The sequence below is a fragment of the Rathayibacter tritici genome (genome assembly GCF_002932875.1).
GTDB classification, from domain to species: Bacteria; Actinomycetota; Actinomycetes; order Actinomycetales; family Microbacteriaceae; genus Rathayibacter; species Rathayibacter tritici.
Window position 1 is genome coordinate 26,290 of record NZ_PSWS01000024.1, and the last position, 16,813, is coordinate 43,102.

Sequence of the window (16,813 nt, forward strand, 5' to 3'; positions counted from 1 at the left end):
ACGACTCCTGCTCGAAGAGGGATGGGCTCGGAGGCCGTGCGGTCGGCGAGTCCGTATCCATGCGTCTGCATGCAATTAGCTTCACGATACGCCACACCTGTTGGCTGAGGCTGAGTGCGCTGCCAGGGGGAGTCGCGGCGGTCGATCGGCCGAGCACCACCGATCCCGACCCTGGCAACCGTCGCAGAGTGCGTGCGACCGCCGCCCGGGCTCGGGTAGACCGGAGGAACGCCAGTGGACAGGGGGAACCACGATGGACACCGGAACACCGACCGGCGCTCAGCTCGGAACCCGGCGGTGCGCCGAGTGGCAGTGCTGGGGGCGTCCGCACTGCTCGCCGGATCGGCCCTCAGCGGATGCACGCCGGGCGCCGACGAGGCGGAGGACGGGACGTCCGCTGCTCCGGCATCCGTCGCTCCGCTCGGGCCCGTGACGCTGCCGGAGGGCGCGAACGCAGCCGTGACCTGGACCGACCGGATCGGCGCCGTCGATTCGCAGACCGTGAACCTCAGCGGCCAACCGCTGCACATCACCGTCTCCGTCGCCTGCGACACCGAGGACGCCGAGGTCACGATCGAGGTCGTCGGGCTGATGACGAGCGGATCGTCCTGCGTCTACAGTCCGAACACCACGCGCACCGGCACCGGCGGCGGCACTACGGGCAGTATGCAGATCGCCGTCGACCAGGACGCGGAGATCAGAGTGACGACGGTCCCGGACGACGCGCACTGGTCGGCCGCCGTCTCGACCGGCCCGCGCACCATCCCCGGATGAGGCCCGCGAGGACGCACACATCGCGGTACCCGAGAGCGACCATCGCAACGTCTCGGTGCTGAGCCGTCGCTCCGAGGCGTCAGCCGATCGGGACGCCGAGTTCGGCCATGAAGGGGACGGCGTCAACGGCCTCGCCGTCGACGCGCGTCTCGAAGTGCAGGTGGCAGCCGGTGGAGGCACCGGTCGAGCCGCGCAGGGCGATGACCTCACCCGCGGTGACCGTGTCGCCGACCGACACCATCAGCTCGCTGTTGTGCGCGTAGCCGGTCTCGATGCCGCCGCCATTGTCGAGCAGGATCCAATTGCCGTAACTGCCCTGGTACGACGCCTCCTCGACGGTGCCGCTGGAGGCCGCGAGGACCGGGGTGCCGCAGGCGCCGGCGAGGTCGGTGCCCTTGTGGAACAGATTCACGCCCGCGACGGGCGCGTCAGGGCGCGGACCGTATCCGCTGCTGATGTGACCCGAGATCGGGACGACCCACGCGCCCGACGCGCCCGCGGCGGCGGCCGTCGACTCGCCGGAGGTGGCGGTGATCGCGTCGAGGGACGCGGTGGGCACGAGGACCTCGGGCTTCGCCTCGGCAGCGAAGGCGTCGCGGGTGACGCTCTGCTGCACGACTCCGGCGGCCACGAAGCTCTGCGGGCGGGCCGCGGCGACGGCGCTCGCCGTGTCGCGGGTCAGCTCGGAGTCGGCGGTGCCGCCCACGGCGAACGCGGGCATCGTCGAGGTGATCGCGATGCCGGCCACGAGGGTCATCGCGGCGACGGCGGAGACGCGGGGGCGCGAGGAGCCGCGGGTAGCGCGGCGGGTGCGGGTCTCCTGCTCACGGAGGGAGCGACGGGTCGGAAGGGCGGACGGGCTGCCGGTCTCGGCTCCTGCGGGGGAGGAAGTCGAGGCGCGAGACGAACGGTGCATGCAGAGAGGTTCCAGGTCTGCCGGCGCTCGCTGGGGGAAGCGAACGTCGGGTGGGGAGGGGGCGGATCGCGCGGCCGAGCCGAGGCGACCCTCCAAGTTACCTGCGTTCTGCCGCTGCGGAGCTGAGAAAAAGCTCCGGAGTCAAGTGGTTGCCCGCGTCGATCTGCTCTCGATCCCTCGTGTCTGCCTCGATCGGCCGAACGAGACGCCGCCTCCGCCTCGGTCGGCCCGGGGGCGGGGTCAGCGGTGCGAGGTGACGACGAGCAGGGCGACCACGCCCGCGACCGTCGCCGCGACTCCGGAGCCGAGGCGCCACCACATCCACTTGTCGCGCTTGGGCCCACGCATCGGACGGCGAAGGCCTGCGCGTCCCTGGTAGCCGCCGGGATCGTTCTGGAAGACCATGCCCCCAGCCTGCCGAACGCAGCCTCACCGCCGAGCCGACTCGCCGGAGCCCTCCCGCGAGATGCCATCCTCCCCTCCGCGAGATGCCACTTACGACGCCTCCGCCCGGCGTGTCGCCTACCTAAGTGGCATCTCGCGGAGAGGGGGTGGCGTCTCGCGGGCGAGCGGGGCTCGGTAGCGTGGGGGGCGTCGGCCGGAGTGGTCGACGAGCGGAGGAGCGGACATGGCCGGGACCGAGAAGGACGCACGCGACAAGGCGGCGAAGAAGCGCGCGAAGAAGGCGCTGAAGAAGGCCGAGAAGTCGGTGCGCGCGGCGCACGAGGCTGTCCGCGACTCCAGCAAGAAGCTGCGCAAGAAGGCCCGCAAGCTCGCGGAGCAGACCGAGAAGCTCAAGCGCGCCCAGGAGAAGGCGGCGAAGAAGGCGGCCGCGGCCGAGAGCCAGCCATCCACCCCGAAGCACGCCGCCGAGCCGGCGGTCGGCGCCCTCGACCTCACCCCGCCGTTGCCCGGCTCGCCGAAGCCCGCTGACGAGCCGGCCCCCGACTCCGACCCCGCGCACACGCCCAACCTCACCCCACCGCTACCGCGGTCGACCTCCTGAGCGCATGCCTGAGAATCCGCACAGGGTACCGGGGCAGGCGCATCCCTCGAGGTGAACAGTCGGTGAAGCCTCACCGCCACGCCGAACGGGCTCCCGGGGCCGAGGCATCATGTCTGCGTGGATCCCTTTATCCTGCTCGCGCTCGTCGTCGTCACGGCCCTCGCCTTCGATTTCACCAATGGCTTCCATGACACGGCGAACGCGATGGCGACGTCCATCGCGACCGGTGCCCTGAAGCCCCGAACCGCGGTCGCCCTCTCGGCGTCGCTGAACCTCGTCGGGGCGTTCCTCAGCATCGAGGTGGCGCTGACCGTCACCAACGCCGTCGTGAAGATCCAGGACTCCTCGGGCGCACCCGACCCGGCGCTGCTGGAGGGCGGCGGATCCGCTCTGCTGCTGATTGTGCTGGCCGGCCTGATCGGCGGCATCGTCTGGAACCTGCTCACCTGGCTGCTCGGCCTGCCCTCGAGCTCCTCGCACGCCCTCTTCGGCGGCCTGATCGGCTCCGCTCTCGCGGGCCTGGGGCTCAACGGGGTGAACTGGGCGGGCGACGGCACCACGCTCGACGGCGTTGTCGGCAAGGTGATCCTCCCGGCGTTGATGTCGCCCGTGCTCGCCGGAGCGGTCGCGGCAATCGGTACCTGGCTCGTCTTCCGGGTGATCGGGAACCTCGCCGAGAAGGGCCTGCACCGCGGATTCCGTATCGGCCAGATCGGCAGCGCCTCTCTCGTCTCACTTGCACACGGCACCAACGACGCGCAGAAGACGATGGGAGTGATCACGCTGGCGCTGATCGCGGCCGGCGGCTGGAGCGACACCGAGTCGGTCCCGTTCTGGGTGAAGCTCAGCTGCGCGCTGGCCATCTCGCTCGGCACCTACATCGGCGGCTGGCGGATCATCCGCACCGTCGGCAAGGGCCTGGTCGAGATCAACACGCCGCAGGGCATGGCCGCCGAGAGCGCCTCCGCCGCGGTCATCCTCGCCTCCAGCCACCTCGGCTTCGCGCTCTCGACCACGCACGTCGCGACCGGCTCGATCCTCGGCTCCGGAGTCGGCCGGCCCGGCGCCCAGGTGCGCTGGCGGGTGGCGCTGCGCATGGTGATCGCGTGGGTCATCACCCTGCCGGCCGCCGCCCTCGTCGGCGCCGTGATGTGGTGGGTCGGGCACCTCGTCGGCGGCGCGGCAGGTGGTCTGCTGATGGCCGCGGTCCTCGTCGCCGTCGCCTCCTTCATCTCCATCCGCTCGCGCCGCGACAGCATCGGCGCGCACAACGTCAACGACGAGTGGCAGGACGCGGCGGCACGCCCCGCGCCCGAGACCGCCGGCGTCTGAGCGAAAGGATCCGCACCGTGTTCTCCCTCTTCCTCTCCGCCGCCGGCCAGGTGGCCCTCGTCGCCGTTCTCCTCGGAGCGGGCCTGCCCGTGCTCTTCGCCGTCGGTGTCCGCTCGTTCGCGCTCGCCTCCGGTGCGGTCAGTGCCGGTGCTCCCGCGGCCGGTGCCCCCGCCGCCGGTGCCCCCGCCGCCAGTGCCCCTACGGAACGGCGTGGCCTGCCCGCCCCGCTGCTGCGTGGGATCGGAGTGCTCTGCTTCGCGCTGGTCGTCGGCTCCGTGGTGATCGGTCTGAGCGTCATCGTCGCGACGGGCCTCGGCCAGTCGGTGAGTTTCGAGCACGTGATCCCGACGTTCGCGCCCAAGGGCTGAGCATGGCATCGACGGATCCGATCGCGGCGCGGGAGGGGATCGTCGCCCGCGTCGTCGGCTGGCTGCGCGCGGGCTACCCGTCGGGAGTGCCGGAGCAGGACTACCTACCGCTGTTGGGCCTGCTGCGTCGCAGCCTGACGACGGACGAGGTCGAGCAGGTCGTCGCGCGGCTCCTGTCGGAGTCGGAGCGGGCCGAGACCGTCGTTTCGCGAGCCGTCGTGCGCGAGCGGATCGAGCAGCTGCTGCTCGGGCCGGCGCTGCCGGAGGACGTCGCCCGCGTGTCCTCGCGTCTCGCGAACGCGGGCTGGCCGCTGGCGGGTCCGGAGTCGCTCGCCGAGCCGGACACCCGCGACGGCCTGGTCACGCGCATCGTCCGCTGGTTGCGGGCCGGCTACCCCTCCGGCCTGCCCGAGCAGGACTTCGTGCCGCTGCTGGCGCTGCTCCGCCGTCGCCTGAGCGACGAGGAAGTCGCCGAGGTGGCCGCCGGGTTGGCCGCCGATGCGCCCGCCTCCCGCGCTGACGTGGGCACCGCGATCGTCGGAGTGACCTCGGAGCTGCCCTCGGAGGAGGACATTGAGCGGGTGCGCCGGTCGTTGGCCGCGCTGGGCTGGCCGGACGAGTTCGCGAGCTGAGCGGTTCGTCCCCGATGGGCGGGGGACACGTGTCGGATCTCTTCCGCCCGGTCAGGAGCACAGCGGATTCGGCGGAAGCAGGTCGGTCAGCTCCACGTCGAGTACCGCGCAGAGGGCGAGCAGCGTCCGTAGCGTCGGGTTGGCGGGCGACCCCGGCTTCGATTCGCCCTTCTCGAACTTCTGGTAGGTGTAGCCGGCCAGGTCTGCGGCATCGGCGACACTCTGCTGGCTCAAGCCTTTCGCGATGCGGGCGCGATGCATCCTGATACCGAGCTCGCGCGTGTACAGCGCCCAGTCGTGGTCGTGGGAGGAAGTCGCCATGCCCGCCAGTCTCGGCGAGGATCACGCGAGGAGGTACCATACACACATGTGAAAGTGCAGATGGTCATCCGACGCGTGCTCGGGGCAGGCGCACGGCCCGAAGGCCGGCGCCGGGTGCGCCTGGTCACCGGCCGTTCCGTCAGATCCCACTCCAAGCTTCGTGATGGCTGCCTCCAGCAGAGTGGAGCCATGACAGCACCCGAGGAGCAGGCGCGATCACTCGCGATCATCGGCGGTGGCCCCCGTGCGGTGGGCGTGCTCGAACGCCTCGCCGCGAACGCCCCCGAACTCGGCGCCGGCCCACTCGTCGTGCATGTGGTCGACCCGTTCCCCATCGGGCCGGGGCGGATCTGGCGCTACGAGCAATCGCCGCTGCTGAAGCTCAACTCCCGCGCCGCGGACGTCACGATGTTCACCGACGCGAGCTCGACGATCGAGGGCCCGGTCCGCCCCGGACCGTCGCTGATCGAATGGGCGGAGGCGGTACGCGCGGGCGAGGTGGTCCTGGACGTCGGGGACCCAGCCGTCCGGTGCGAAATCGAGGGGCTTCGAGCCGAGAGCTTCCCCACCCGCCGTCTGCAGTGCCTCTACCTCCGCTGGTTCTACCGGGAGGTGGTGGCCGCGCTCGGACCGGACGTCGAGATCCGCGAGCACCGGGCTCGCGCGACGGAGGTCCTCGGCTGCGCCGAGGGCGCTCAGGTGATCGTTCTCGACTCCGGCGACAGGCTCACCGCCGATCTCGTGCTGTTCGCGCTCGGCCGCAGCGGCGCCCTGCCGACGGAGGAGCAGGCCTGCCTGGCCGCCTTCGCCGCGCGGCACAGTCTCGACTACCTTCCCCCGTCCTCTACCGCCGACGCCGACCTCAGCGCTCTGACCGCCGGCCGCGACGTGATCGTGCGCGGCTTCGGGCTCGTCGCCGTTGACCTCGTGGTGCTGCTGACGGAGGGGAGAGGCGGCCGGTTCACGCGCGACCGCGCCGGCGTCCTGCGATACCTGCCGTCCGGCCGTGAGCCGCGGATCACGATCGGCAGCCGCCGAGGTGTGCCCCACCACTCCAAGATCACCTCGACGCTGCAGGGGGAAGCGCCTGAGCTTCGGTGGTTCACCGCCGCCGCAGCCGAGGAACTGCGCTCGCGCGGTCGAGCACTCGATTTCACCGAGGATGTCTGGCCGCTGATCGCCAAGGAGCTGCTCTGGGGCTACTACCGCGAGCTCTTCACGGGACACCCCGAACGGGTGGGTGTCGGCTGGTCGCAGTTCGCGGCGGTGTTCTCGCGGCTCGACCCGCGCGCGGCGGTGCTCGCCGGAGCCGAGGGTCCCCGCCCCGACGCTGCGCAGGGCTACGCCGTCCCGGCCCTCGGCCCCGATGCTGCCCGGGTACTGGCGGATGCGCGGGCGCTCGCGGCGCTCGTCGCCGACACGGTGCCCGACGAGATCGACCGGCTCTTCCTCCCCGACCTCGATCGCCCGCTCGCCGGCGCCCGCTTCGCGGATGCGGGGGCAGTGCAGGAGGCGGTACGCGCGTGTATCCGTGACGACCTCGCCCTGCGCACCCGTCAGGAGCACAGCGCCACCGTGGGCCTGTTCCTCGCGGTGCTGCGCAGTCACGTCCTCCTCGCCGACCTCGCCGCATCGGCCGAGTGGACGCCGCGCTCGCGCATCGAGGACCTGCACGGCTGGTGGCGCGGCTGGTTCAGCTTCCTCGCGAGCGGCCCGCCTGCGCATCGCCTCGACGACCTGCTCGCTCTCTCGGCGGCCGGTGTCGTCGACTTCCTCGGCCCGGGCATCCGCGTCGTCGCCTCCGAGGAGGAGGGCCGCTTCGTCGCGAGCAGCCCCGCCGCCGATCGCGTGGTCGCGGCGGACGCGCTCGTCGACGCGCGCCTCCCGGAGGTTGGGGTCGCCACGAGCGACGACCCTCTGCTGCGCGCACTCCTCGCCTCGGGCGAGGCCGTCGAGGACGTCGTCGATCGGGGCGACGCGCTCGTTTCGACGGGGCGGTTGCGCGTCCACCAGGACGACGCGCTGCTGTGTTCGATCAGGGGCGACCGCACGGGTCGGAGGTACGCGATCGGGCCGTACACCGATGCGCCGTTCGTCGGCGCGTTCGCGCGGCCGCAGACGAACGCGGTGTCGTTCCGCGAGCACGACCGGGTGGCGCGGGCGCTGCTGCGGCGCCTCCGCGGCCTGGGGCACGGCGACCCGCAGCCCGGCGCCACCAGTTGTCGATCACCGGCTGCGAGAGGTCGACGCCCGGCCGGTTGAAGCCGTAGAACGCTCCGGAGGCGACGGCCTGGAAGAACTCGCCGCGATTCACCGCGAGCGGGTCGCCGTCCGTCGCGACGCAGGGGGCGACCCGGCCGCCCGCGGGGTCGGATCGACGTCCGTCACTTCTCCGGATGGACCACCAACCCGACGCCACCGCCGCGCCGCACCGGTTCGGCGACCGCCGTCATCCGGCCGGACGGATCGACCTCGATGGCCGCCGCCGCGCCGATCTTCGCGGCCGAGGTGAGGGTGTCGCCCGACGGGGTCAACTGCTGGCCGTAGGGAGCGAGGACATCGGCGTACGCCGTGATGAACTCGGGCTCGGCCGAGGTCGACGCGGTGTTGCGCTGGGACGCGCGCGGCGCCGCCACCGCCTCCGGGAGCGTCATGCCGAGGTCGATGCGGTTGATCAGCGTCTGGAGCACCGTCGTGATGATCGTCGATCCTCCGGGCGAACCGACGACAAGCCGGACGTCGCCGCCGTCGAGCACGATCGTCGGCGCCATCGATGAGCGCGGTCGCTTGCCCGGTTCGATCCGGTTCGGGTCCCCGTCGACGAACGTCGTGGAGAAGTCGGTGAGCTCGTTGTTGAGGAGGAAGCCCCGTCCGGGGACGGTCATCGCCGAGCCGCCGGTCTGCTCGATCGACAGTGTGTAGGAGGCGGCGTTGCCCCACTTGTCGACCACGGAGAGGTGGGTGGTCGATATGTTCTCGGTGTCGGGCTCCGTCACGGCGGGGGCGATCGAGCATCCGAGTCCCTCGAGAGTGCCGGGCCCGACCGGGTGCACGGACGCCGTCCTCGGGTCGATCGTGCAGTCCCGGGTGTCCGCGAACTCCTTGCTGAGGAGCGTCTCGGTCGGCACATCGGAGAATGCCGAGTCGCCCACGAAGGCGTCGCGGTCGGCGAAGGCGCGGGCGGACGCCTCGAGGTAGAGGTGCAGGGCGTTGCCGGGGTCCTCCGCGCTGAGATCGTGGTTCTCGAGGATGTTCAGTGCCTCGCCGACCGCGATCCCTCCCGCGGCGGAGGGCCCCATGCCGTAGACGTCACGTCCGCGGTAGGAGACGTGGGTGGGCGCCTGCTCGACCACGGAGTAGGCGCCGAGGTCGGCGGCGGTCAGCGAGCCGGCCGGGGTGGGGAGGTCGGAGCCGGATGCGACGCGCGGGTTCTGGACCGTGTCGGCGATCTCGGCGGCCAGCGCGCCTCCGTAGAACGCGCTCGGCCCGTGAACGGCGATGGAGGTCAGGGTCTTCGCGAGATCGAGATTGCGGAACGTGCTCCCCACCTTCGGGGCATCGCCGCCCGGGAGGAACAGCTTCGCCGTGTCCGGGAACGCCTGGAACCGCTTCAGATTGTCGAGCGTCTGGCTGCGGAAGGTGTCATCGACCCGGAAGCCCCTCGCCGCGAGCGCGATCGACGGCGCCAGCACGACGGGGAGCGGCAGGGTGCCGAAGCGCGTGACGGCGGCGTCCCAGGTCGCCACCGTTCCGGGGACGCCGACCGCGACGCCCGAGGAGACGAGGTCTGGGCTGAACGGATAGGGAGCGCCCGTCGCCGGATCGATGAACGCGTCCGAGGTGATCCCGGCCGGCGCGGTCTCGCGCCCGTCGATGGTGCTGACCTCACCGGACGCCTTGTCGAAGTAGACCAGGTACCCGCCGCCGCCGATGCCGGCGCTGTAGGGCTCGGTGACCCCCAGAGCGGCGGCCGTCGCGACCGCGGCGTCCGCGGCATTGCCGCCGCGCTTGAGTACTTCGAGGCCCACCCGGCTCGCGTTCGCGTCGACGGAGGAGACCGCACCGCCGTAGCCGACCGACGTGGAGGGGGACAGAACGGGCCCACCGAGGACGTCGCGGATCTTCTCGGGCGAGAGCCTGGCGTCCGTGAGGTGACCGGAGATCGGCTGGTCGAGCGCAGATGCCGGCGCGGCACCCGCCGCTCCGAATGAGACGACCGCGACCAGCGCGATCGCGATCCGGCGGAACACGGGTGTCGTGGCCAAGGTGTTCCTCCATCAGAACTCAGTGGGGTGCGGAGTGCGGGTCTGGGGTCCCTCATCCAGGGGTAGGTCTCGGATGCGGGGTAGGGACTGTACCGCGGCTGCCCGCCGACGTCGAGGTGTTCCTCGCGCTGTCTCTCAGCCTTGCCTCGGTGGCGATGTCCAACCCGGAGGTGCGGGGAGAGCGTCGGCCGCGGGAATCCCCACCCACAGAATTCCATCGGCACGTCGTGCGCCCACGGCGAGTGCGCCGAGGGGCTCCGCCATGTCCTCGGCGGCATCGGCACCCGTCGACTCCGGATTATCGACGGTCCTTTCGTAGTGGCGGGCCGACGGATCGGCCCGCCACCAGCGTCGGCTACTTCGCGGAGATCGTCTCCGGAAGGGGCTGATCGGAGAACTGCGTCCGGGTCGTGCCCGCGCCGATCTCTGCTCGCAGCGACTGGATCTCCTGACCGTTCAGAATGCTTGACTGGCTGGACTCCTGTTGCGGCGTCAGCCCTTCTTCCACAGACGCCGACATGGATTCATCCCCCTGCGGTCGTGCTGTGTCCGACGCGGTCCCGTACGGGTTGTCGACCCTGTGGTTCAGTATTGAATACGTCACCCAGTCTGGGCACTTCTCCTTGCCGCCATTGTCGCAATACATGTTTTGCAGGCCGAGCACGCCGCCCGCGGGCCACCCGTCGTACGTGGAGACCTCGTGGGGGTTGTACACGCCGATCAGCTTCCGGCGGTCCGTCAGCGTGCAGGTGGCACTGTCGCACGCGTACTTCCCCGCGTAAGCGGCCAGCGCATATCGACCGTCGGCCTGCCGGGTGTAGTTCTTCGACATCATGACTCTTCTCTGAGCCTCGACGCTCCAAACGTTGTACTTATTCCAGGCTTTGTCGACTCCCCAACCGAGTCCGCTGTCGGCGTCGTAGAATCCGCGTCGAAGCGGAATGTTCCCCAGCCTGGGGTGTGCGGCGGTAGCGAGAACCTCACTGGTGGGATATCCACTGGGCGGGGGTGCCGCGTTCGCCACCGCCGCTCCTGACAGCCCGATCCCGACCGCCAACGCGGAAGCAATGACCGCTCGAATCGTGAGCCTCCGGGCGGCCGTTGGAGCAGCGATGGTCGCGCGGATGGCCTTGGCGCGCTCGACAAGTGTGAGTTCGACGTGTGGCTTCACAGGTTCTTTCCCCTCAGATCATTGGATGGAAGTTCCTTCAGTAGGCCACCATTCTCCGTTTGGGGGAGATCCTCAAAGCCCCCGTAGGGTGGGGCTCAATTCTGCTAGGAAGTTCAGGATCCGCCCGTAGAGGGCTCCAATCATTGTCGAACCGTGAATGATCCGCAGCTCGATCACGAGCGCACTCGAACGGGCGCCGCGGTCGGTGCGGGAAAGATCAGTCACCACGCTTCTGCCGCTTCTCGACCAGCCCTTCCACTCCCGTGGGTGCGCTGGATGGTGTCAACGTCGACGCGGGTCTCGCCCTGGGTTTATCGGGACCCGATGGAGAAGAGCGCTTGAGGCGTTGTTTCGAGGGCGTCGCAGATGAGGGTGAGTGTGGTGAAGCGGATGGCCTTGGCTCGGTTGTTCTTGAGGATGGACAGATTGGCCACGGTGATCCCGGTTCGAGCGGACAGCTCGGTAAGAGTGACCCGCCGATCGGCGAGAACTGCGTCGAGGTGGCAGAGGATCCGATGGTTGCCGTTCCCCTCGTCGGGGGCGCTAGACGACGCCATCGACGTCTTCTTCTAGGAGAGCGCCCGCGCGAAAAGCGGCCGTCAGCGCTGCGGCGATCAGCCCAGCGATGATGATGGGAATCGGCCACTGAGGCAGGTTCGTGCCGATCGTTCGGTAATCGCTGCCAAGGAAGGCGATCCGCTGTTGCTCGCTCACGTGGCCTGTCCCGAAGAGGAGGCCGATCCTCGTGTTCAGGTAGATGGTCGCGGCGGTATCGGCAAGCCCCTGCGCACTACCGCCGGCGAGGAGTGCGACGCTGAGGCGTTGCCAATTGCCGAGGACGAACGTGTCGAAGGGACGAGCCAACGAGATCCCACGCAGCGCTCGAAGCAGGAAAAGAGCGCCAAGGACGACAGTTGCAGCATGGAGAGCTGTGGGCAGCGCGCAGATGAGACGCACACTGAAGGTTGAGTCCGCGAGCGTCCCTGTCGCTCCGTCTCGGAGATCGGCTTGTAAGAGCTGCGGGAGGTAGCTCAGCGGCACCGCTCCGTCCGCTCGTCCGAAGGCGAACGGTGCCCGACCCGTGACGATCGTCATCGCCTGGATGGCGTCGAGGACCACGGTGAATGCGGCGACGATCAACAGAGTCGCTCGCACGAAGCGAAGGAGCGGCGGCCGGTCTTTGACGCGTCCGCTGAGGACCGTTCCTGTGTGCTTCATTTCTTCGTGTGCTTCATCTCTTCGCCTTTATTGATGATCGATGTTATCGAAAAACAATAATACGGCGGGGGCTGGTAGCGCAAGAACCTCTCCGCGGGTCAGCGACGAGCGGGCGCCCCTGTTCTACCGTCTCGACCCGTCGTCGCGCAGCAGCACCTTCCCGTCCGCATACGCGTCATGCGAGAACCACACCGTCACCCCGGCCGCCTCTGCCCGCTGAAGCTCTATCGACGTCCGCTCATGCGCCTCCGCCTCGTCGCTGATGAACCGCGGCAGCCACCGCAACCGCCGCGACCACCCCAGGAACTCCCGCCCCCACGCCGCGTCCCCCGCCACGAGCACCTGGCCGTCGAAGAGCACCCCCAGGTGCCCCCGCGCGTGCCCCGGCAGCGACACCACGAGCACCGATCCGTCCCCGAGCAGGTCGAACCCGCTCAGCCCAGCGACCGTCACCGCGGGCTGCTCGTCCGCCACGATCCCGGGCGTGAACCACGCAGGCAGCAGCGCGCGGAAGATGCCCTCCCGCACCCGACTCCGCCGCAGCGACGCGACCTGCCCCGACGACAGGACGAACGTCGCGTCCGGGAACCAGCGCACCCCGCCCACATGATCCGGGTGCAGGTGCGTCAGCACCACGAACTCCACGTCGTCCGGCGTCAGCCCGAGGGCGAGCAGCCGCTGGTCGACGGTCTCCTCGCCCGACACCAGCGCCGGCAGGATCCGCCCGTACAGCCACCCGACGAGCCCCGTCCCGCGGAACGTCGGCGGGTACCCCGTGTCCACGAGCACCCGCCGCCCGCTCGCGTGCGTGTAGAGGAACACGTTCGAGGGGAACACTCGCCGCGGCAGCCCCTTCCCGCGGAACACCCGCGACAGCGGGAACACCGTGCTCCCGCACGCCATCACCTGCACCGATGACTCAGCCACGCGTCCTCCTCAGATGCTCTCCGACCCGGCGGATCCCCTCGGCCAGCGGCACGGTCGGCTCGTAGCCGAGCTCGGCCCGCGCCCGCGAGATGTCGAGGGTCTGCGCGTAGGCGAGCGTCGCGACGGTGTACCGGGTGAACGGCGGCTCCCGCCCGGGCAGCAGCCGGTACACCCGCTCCAGCACCTCCGCGAGCACCGTCAGCACGCGCAGGTCCACGCGGATGAAGCGCGGCTCCTCGCCCATCGCGGTGAAGAAGCGCGCGAGCAGGTCGCCGAGCGGGGCCGGCTCGCCGTTGGTGATGTTGTAGACGCCGCCCTCGGCGACCGGAGCGTCGGCCGCGAGCACCAGCGCGTGCGCGGCGTTCTCGACGCAGGTGATGTCGACAGGGTTCCGGCCGCCGTCGAAGAGGGGGATGCCGCGGCGGCGGCTGGCGGCGACGAAGCGGGGGAGGAGGCTGGGGTCGCCGACCCCGATCAGACCCCGGGGGCGCAGGATGACGAGCTCGCGGATCCGGCCGATGCGGTGCGCCTCCTGCAGCAGCCGTTCGGCCTCGATCTTGCTGCGGATGTAGAGGCTCATCCGGCTGCCGGTGTCGACGTCCTCCTCCCGCACCAGGAATTGGTGGCGCCGCGCGGAGTAGATACTCGGCGACGAGACGAAGACGAACCGGCGGATTCCGCAGCGCTCGGCCAGCGCGATCATCGCCTCCGTGCCCGCCACGTTCGCGCGTTCGAACTCGCTCCACCGGCCCCACGGGCTCGACAGTGCGGCGGCGTGCACAAGGACGTCGGCGTGCACGTCCAGACGGCCCAGCTCGGCGAGGTCGGCGCGGAGGATCGTGGCACCCTCCTCCTCCAGCCGCGCCAGCGCCCGCGGGTCGCGGCCCGTGGCGAGCACGTCGTCGCCCGCGGCCAGGAACTCCCGCACCGCGTAACCGCCGAGAAAGCCCGTCGCTCCGGTGATCAGGACGCGGCGCTCACCGGACATCGACGACGTCCAGCCTGCGCTTGCGGCCCCAGTACCAGAGCAGGGTCCCGAGGTAGCCGAGCGCCTTGCCCTTCCGGATCGAGATCAGGACGACCGCGCGCGTATTGAAGACGGCCTCGCGGCGGTCGATCACCTGGCAGACCTTCAGGTGCAGTTCCAGGTCCTCATCGGTGTCGTCGATGCTCGAGCGCGGGAATCCGCCGACCTCGAGGTAGAGCGCGGCGTCGATCGCGAGGTTGCAGCCGGCCGCCATGAACATCCGGTACCGCTGGCCGGGGCGACGGTAGAAGACGGCCGGCGCGTGCTCCATCAGGCGGATCAGCGCGGTGCCGAGCACGCCGTCGTACCAGCGGTAGACCGCCTCGTCCGTCCGCGGGGACAACCGTCCGCCGACGAAGCGAGCGCCGCCGCGCACGTCGGCTTTGAGACGCGCGACCCACTCGGGACTGGGCAGGCAATCGGCGTCGGTGCGGGCCACGACTGACGCGCCGTCGGCAATCGCGTGGCGGAACCCGGTGTCGGACGCGGCTCCGGTGCCCTTCTGCGCCTCGTCGATCACGGCGATCTGGCGTTCCGGGCACCGCCGGCGGAACTCTTCGATCACGGCGCGCGAGCCATCGGTGCTCCCGTTGTCCACGAGCAGGAGCGTGAACTGCGGATCTGTCTGCCGAGCGAGCGCGTCGAGGGCGCCGTCGAGCAGCTTCTCCTCATCGAGGAAGGGCACGACCACCCAGAACCCGCGCGCGCTCATCCGTCCCCCGCTCCGGGACCATGCTGTCGGCGGGGGCTCGCGCCGTCAAACTGTGACGCCGCGGCACGCTCCAGTGCACAGGCGCGCTATACAGTGAGGCGCTCCGTGCGTCCCGGAGCAGGAAGGGGCCAGCGTGCCCGACCTCCTCCCGCTCCGCATCCTCGGCACCGGAGAGGCCCTCCCCGAGCGGATCGTCAGCACCGCCGAGGTCGCCGCGGTCTGCGGTCTGCCCGCCGACGAGGCCGAGCGCCGCTCCGGCGTGCGCACCCGCCACTGGGTCACGGATGACGAGGATCCCCTGGAGCTGGGCCTGCTCGCCGCCCGTCGGGCGCTCGCGGCCGCCGGACTCGACACGGTCGACGTGGTGCTCAACGCCTCGGGCACGCAGGTGCAGGCGATCCCGGACGGAGGCGCGCTGCTCGCGGCGGGCCTCGGCCTCGACGACGTCTCGGCGTACAGCGTGCACGCGACCTGCCTGTCGTTCCTGGTTGCGCTGCAGGAGGCGGGGTTCCTGCTCGCGACGGGACGGGCCGACCACGTGCTCATCGTCTCGACCGACTGCGGCAGCCGCGGCATCGATCCGACCCAGCCGGAGAGCGCCCTCCTGTTCGGCGACGCGGCCGCCGCCGTCGTGATCGGCCGTGCCGACACTCCGTGCCAGGGCCTGGTGACCACGCGCTTCCGCACCCGCCCGAGCGGAGTGAGGCACGCGGAGTTGCGCGGGTTCGGCTCGCGTATCCGCATCGAGGAGGCGGCCGAGCGGCTGGCGGATTTCCGCTTCGACATGCAGGGCAAGGCGCTCCTCCTGGATGCACTGCGGCACTTCCCGGCGTTCCTGGAGGAGGTGCGGCCCGGCCTTTCGACCGGCCTCCCCGGTATCGACCGCGTCGTTCCGCACCAGACCAGCGCGGCCGGCCTCGCGGGCATGGCCCGCTTCTGGGGACGCGAGCGGATGACGATCACGCTCGGCGAGGTCGGCAACACGATCGGCAGCGCGATCCCGCTGGCCCTGCACCGGACGCGCGTCCAGCCGGGGGAGTCGGTGCTCCTGGTGGGGACGGGTGCGGGCACGCACTACGGGGCGGTGGTGCTGCAAGCGTGAGCGGGGCGGGCGGACCTGCTCGGGAACGGCGAGGCGGTGGGTAGGGGAGAGCTTCGAGAGAGTTCAGCGGTGCGCCCATCGGCGAGGTCCAGGCCGGCGGAACCGGTTGTGACGCGGGACAGGTGCTCGATCCATTCGCGATTCACTTGCGGGCGGCGCACGAACACTGCGATCGCGTTCAGAACGGATCTGACCCACCCTCGTCGTTCCACCGGTCAAGGTCCTTCTCGGCCCGCGCGGCAGCGGCGGGACTCTGCCAGGCGATCATCGCCGCGTCGGCCCACGCTGTGGTCGAGGCAGGGTTCATGTCGTAGGAAGCCCAGAAACGAGCTTCTCGATCGGTCTCCAGTGCGAGAAGCGTCAGCGGGCTGGACCGGACGGGTGTCGCGGAAATCGAGAATGGAATCTCGGTGCCGCCGTGAGAATTTCCCTCAGCTGATGCTGGGGTCGTGCTGTTCAGTGCAGCCATGCTCGGACTGTACACCTGCGCCGACGCTTCACATCGAATCGAAGAGGATCGGCTCCACGTCGGCGCTTATCGCCGGGAAGGTCTTGTGAAATGATCTCCCATCGCGGTGCGATCGGGCCTACTCTAAAACGCCGACCGCGCCGCGGAGGCGCACGACCCTCCTCCTGTTCTCCACGAGCGTGTCGTGAATGGCGAGGGTTTCTCCTAGCTGAGCCGAGTCCTCATGTCCCCAGCGGACGAAATGAATGCCAAGTCCCGAGCAGTGCTGAATGAGCTAGTCAATGCCTTCGCGGAAGCCGGCGGTGCGAATCCCGGGTTGGTCGCTAGCGTTCTCCGCGACGCCGCCGATCTCCTCGATGTAACTAATTCGGACACTCTTGCCCATCGACGGCGGCGAATGCCGACGTCGATGGACAAGCGCTCGGCGGCCTTTGATGCGCCGGATCTTCCCTCCGTCTCACCCGGCGCTTTGTGGGCTCTTCGCAGTTGAGGGTGTAGCCGTACGAGTGTGGGGTCGGCGCGTCGTGGCCGGGAGTGGGGTCGAGGTCTTCCGATGATGGAGGTTCCTACGCC

General features: G+C 70.2%; 18 protein-coding genes. 7 read left to right on the forward strand and 11 right to left on the reverse strand.

The window, feature by feature from the left end:
• Nucleotides 1–306: 306 nt before the first annotated feature.
• Nucleotides 307–774, forward strand: a complete 468-nt coding sequence (locus C5D07_RS03780) for a hypothetical protein (RefSeq protein ID WP_146076757.1) — start codon at nt 307–309, stop codon at nt 772–774.
• 79 nt (nt 775–853) lie between these two features.
• Here C5D07_RS03780 and C5D07_RS03785 read toward each other — a convergent pair whose 3' ends face one another.
• Nucleotides 854–1,690 (reverse strand): M23 family metallopeptidase, encoded by an 837-nt coding sequence (locus C5D07_RS03785; RefSeq protein ID WP_068256540.1) that lies wholly within the window; start codon nt 1,688–1,690, stop codon nt 854–856.
• A gap of 240 nt (nt 1,691–1,930) precedes the next feature.
• Nucleotides 1,931–2,095, reverse strand: a complete 165-nt coding sequence (locus tag C5D07_RS15655; RefSeq protein WP_157593831.1) for a hypothetical protein — start codon at nt 2,093–2,095, stop codon at nt 1,931–1,933.
• A 223-nt stretch (nt 2,096–2,318) separates the two neighbouring features.
• Between C5D07_RS15655 and C5D07_RS03790 the strand changes: the two genes are divergently transcribed.
• The 4 genes from C5D07_RS03790 (at nt 2,319) to C5D07_RS03805 (ending at nt 5,028) form a co-directional block, all read left to right on the forward strand.
• Nucleotides 2,319–2,696 (forward strand): histone, encoded by a 378-nt coding sequence (locus C5D07_RS03790; protein ID WP_104258721.1) that lies wholly within the window; start codon nt 2,319–2,321, stop codon nt 2,694–2,696.
• 117 nt (nt 2,697–2,813) lie between these two features.
• Entirely contained in the window at nt 2,814–4,028 is a 1,215-nt protein-coding gene (locus C5D07_RS03795; RefSeq protein ID WP_068256536.1) for an inorganic phosphate transporter, read from the forward strand.
• 17 nt (nt 4,029–4,045) lie between these two features.
• Entirely contained in the window at nt 4,046–4,396 is a 351-nt protein-coding gene (locus C5D07_RS03800; RefSeq protein ID WP_104258722.1) for a hypothetical protein, read from the forward strand.
• A gap of 2 nt (nt 4,397–4,398) precedes the next feature.
• Entirely contained in the window at nt 4,399–5,028 is a 630-nt protein-coding gene (locus C5D07_RS03805) for a DUF3349 domain-containing protein (protein WP_068256530.1), read from the forward strand.
• Nucleotides 5,029–5,079: 51 nt separating this feature from the next.
• Here C5D07_RS03805 and C5D07_RS03810 read toward each other — a convergent pair whose 3' ends face one another.
• Nucleotides 5,080–5,349: a helix-turn-helix domain-containing protein gene (locus tag C5D07_RS03810; RefSeq protein WP_068256527.1), complete on the reverse strand. Its 270-nt coding sequence runs from the start codon at nt 5,347–5,349 to the stop codon at nt 5,080–5,082.
• A 189-nt stretch (nt 5,350–5,538) separates the two neighbouring features.
• On the opposite strand from C5D07_RS03810, the gene C5D07_RS03815 reads away from it, so the two are divergent.
• Nucleotides 5,539–7,611, forward strand: coding sequence for an FAD/NAD(P)-binding protein (locus tag C5D07_RS03815; protein WP_104258723.1), 2,073 nt, complete (start codon nt 5,539–5,541; stop codon nt 7,609–7,611).
• 122 nt (nt 7,612–7,733) lie between these two features.
• Here C5D07_RS03815 and ggt read toward each other — a convergent pair whose 3' ends face one another.
• The 7 genes from ggt to C5D07_RS03855 all read right to left on the reverse strand — a co-directional run bounded on the left by ggt (nt 7,734) and on the right by C5D07_RS03855 (nt 14,669).
• Complete coding sequence (gene ggt, locus C5D07_RS03825; protein WP_104258724.1) at nt 7,734–9,614, reverse strand: gamma-glutamyltransferase; 1,881 nt, start codon at nt 9,612–9,614, stop codon at nt 7,734–7,736.
• Nucleotides 9,615–9,969: 355 nt separating this feature from the next.
• Complete coding sequence (locus tag C5D07_RS15210; RefSeq protein ID WP_146077216.1) at nt 9,970–10,785, reverse strand: hypothetical protein; 816 nt, start codon at nt 10,783–10,785, stop codon at nt 9,970–9,972.
• Nucleotides 10,786–11,096: 311 nt separating this feature from the next.
• Complete coding sequence (locus tag C5D07_RS03835; RefSeq protein ID WP_068256518.1) at nt 11,097–11,342, reverse strand: helix-turn-helix domain-containing protein; 246 nt, start codon at nt 11,340–11,342, stop codon at nt 11,097–11,099.
• Nucleotides 11,329–12,003 carry a hypothetical protein gene (locus C5D07_RS03840; RefSeq protein WP_068256515.1) on the reverse strand — a complete coding sequence of 225 codons (675 nt, stop codon included), beginning with the start codon at nt 12,001–12,003 and terminating at the stop codon, nt 11,329–11,331. The genes C5D07_RS03835 and C5D07_RS03840 overlap by 14 nt, the downstream gene beginning before the upstream one ends.
• Before the next feature lie 123 nt (nt 12,004–12,126).
• Nucleotides 12,127–12,930, reverse strand: coding sequence for an MBL fold metallo-hydrolase (locus tag C5D07_RS03845; protein ID WP_068256512.1), 804 nt, complete (start codon nt 12,928–12,930; stop codon nt 12,127–12,129).
• Nucleotides 12,923–13,918, reverse strand: coding sequence for an NAD-dependent epimerase/dehydratase family protein (locus tag C5D07_RS03850; protein ID WP_104258725.1), 996 nt, complete (start codon nt 13,916–13,918; stop codon nt 12,923–12,925). The genes C5D07_RS03845 and C5D07_RS03850 overlap by 8 nt, the downstream gene beginning before the upstream one ends.
• A complete protein-coding gene (locus C5D07_RS03855) occupies nt 13,908–14,669 on the reverse strand; it encodes a glycosyltransferase (protein ID WP_104258726.1) in 762 nt (253 codons plus the stop codon). Before C5D07_RS03855 ends, C5D07_RS03850 begins: the two co-directional genes overlap by 11 nt.
• A 133-nt stretch (nt 14,670–14,802) precedes the next feature.
• Between C5D07_RS03855 and C5D07_RS03860 the strand changes: the two genes are divergently transcribed.
• Nucleotides 14,803–15,771, forward strand: coding sequence for a 3-oxoacyl-ACP synthase III family protein (locus tag C5D07_RS03860; protein WP_068256502.1), 969 nt, complete (start codon nt 14,803–14,805; stop codon nt 15,769–15,771).
• Nucleotides 15,772–15,949: 178 nt separating this feature from the next.
• Here the strand turns inward: C5D07_RS03860 and C5D07_RS15215 are convergent, their stop codons facing one another.
• Nucleotides 15,950–16,240 carry a hypothetical protein gene (locus C5D07_RS15215; RefSeq protein ID WP_146076820.1) on the reverse strand — a complete coding sequence of 97 codons (291 nt, stop codon included), beginning with the start codon at nt 16,238–16,240 and terminating at the stop codon, nt 15,950–15,952.
• Nucleotides 16,241–16,813: the final 573 nt, after the last annotated feature.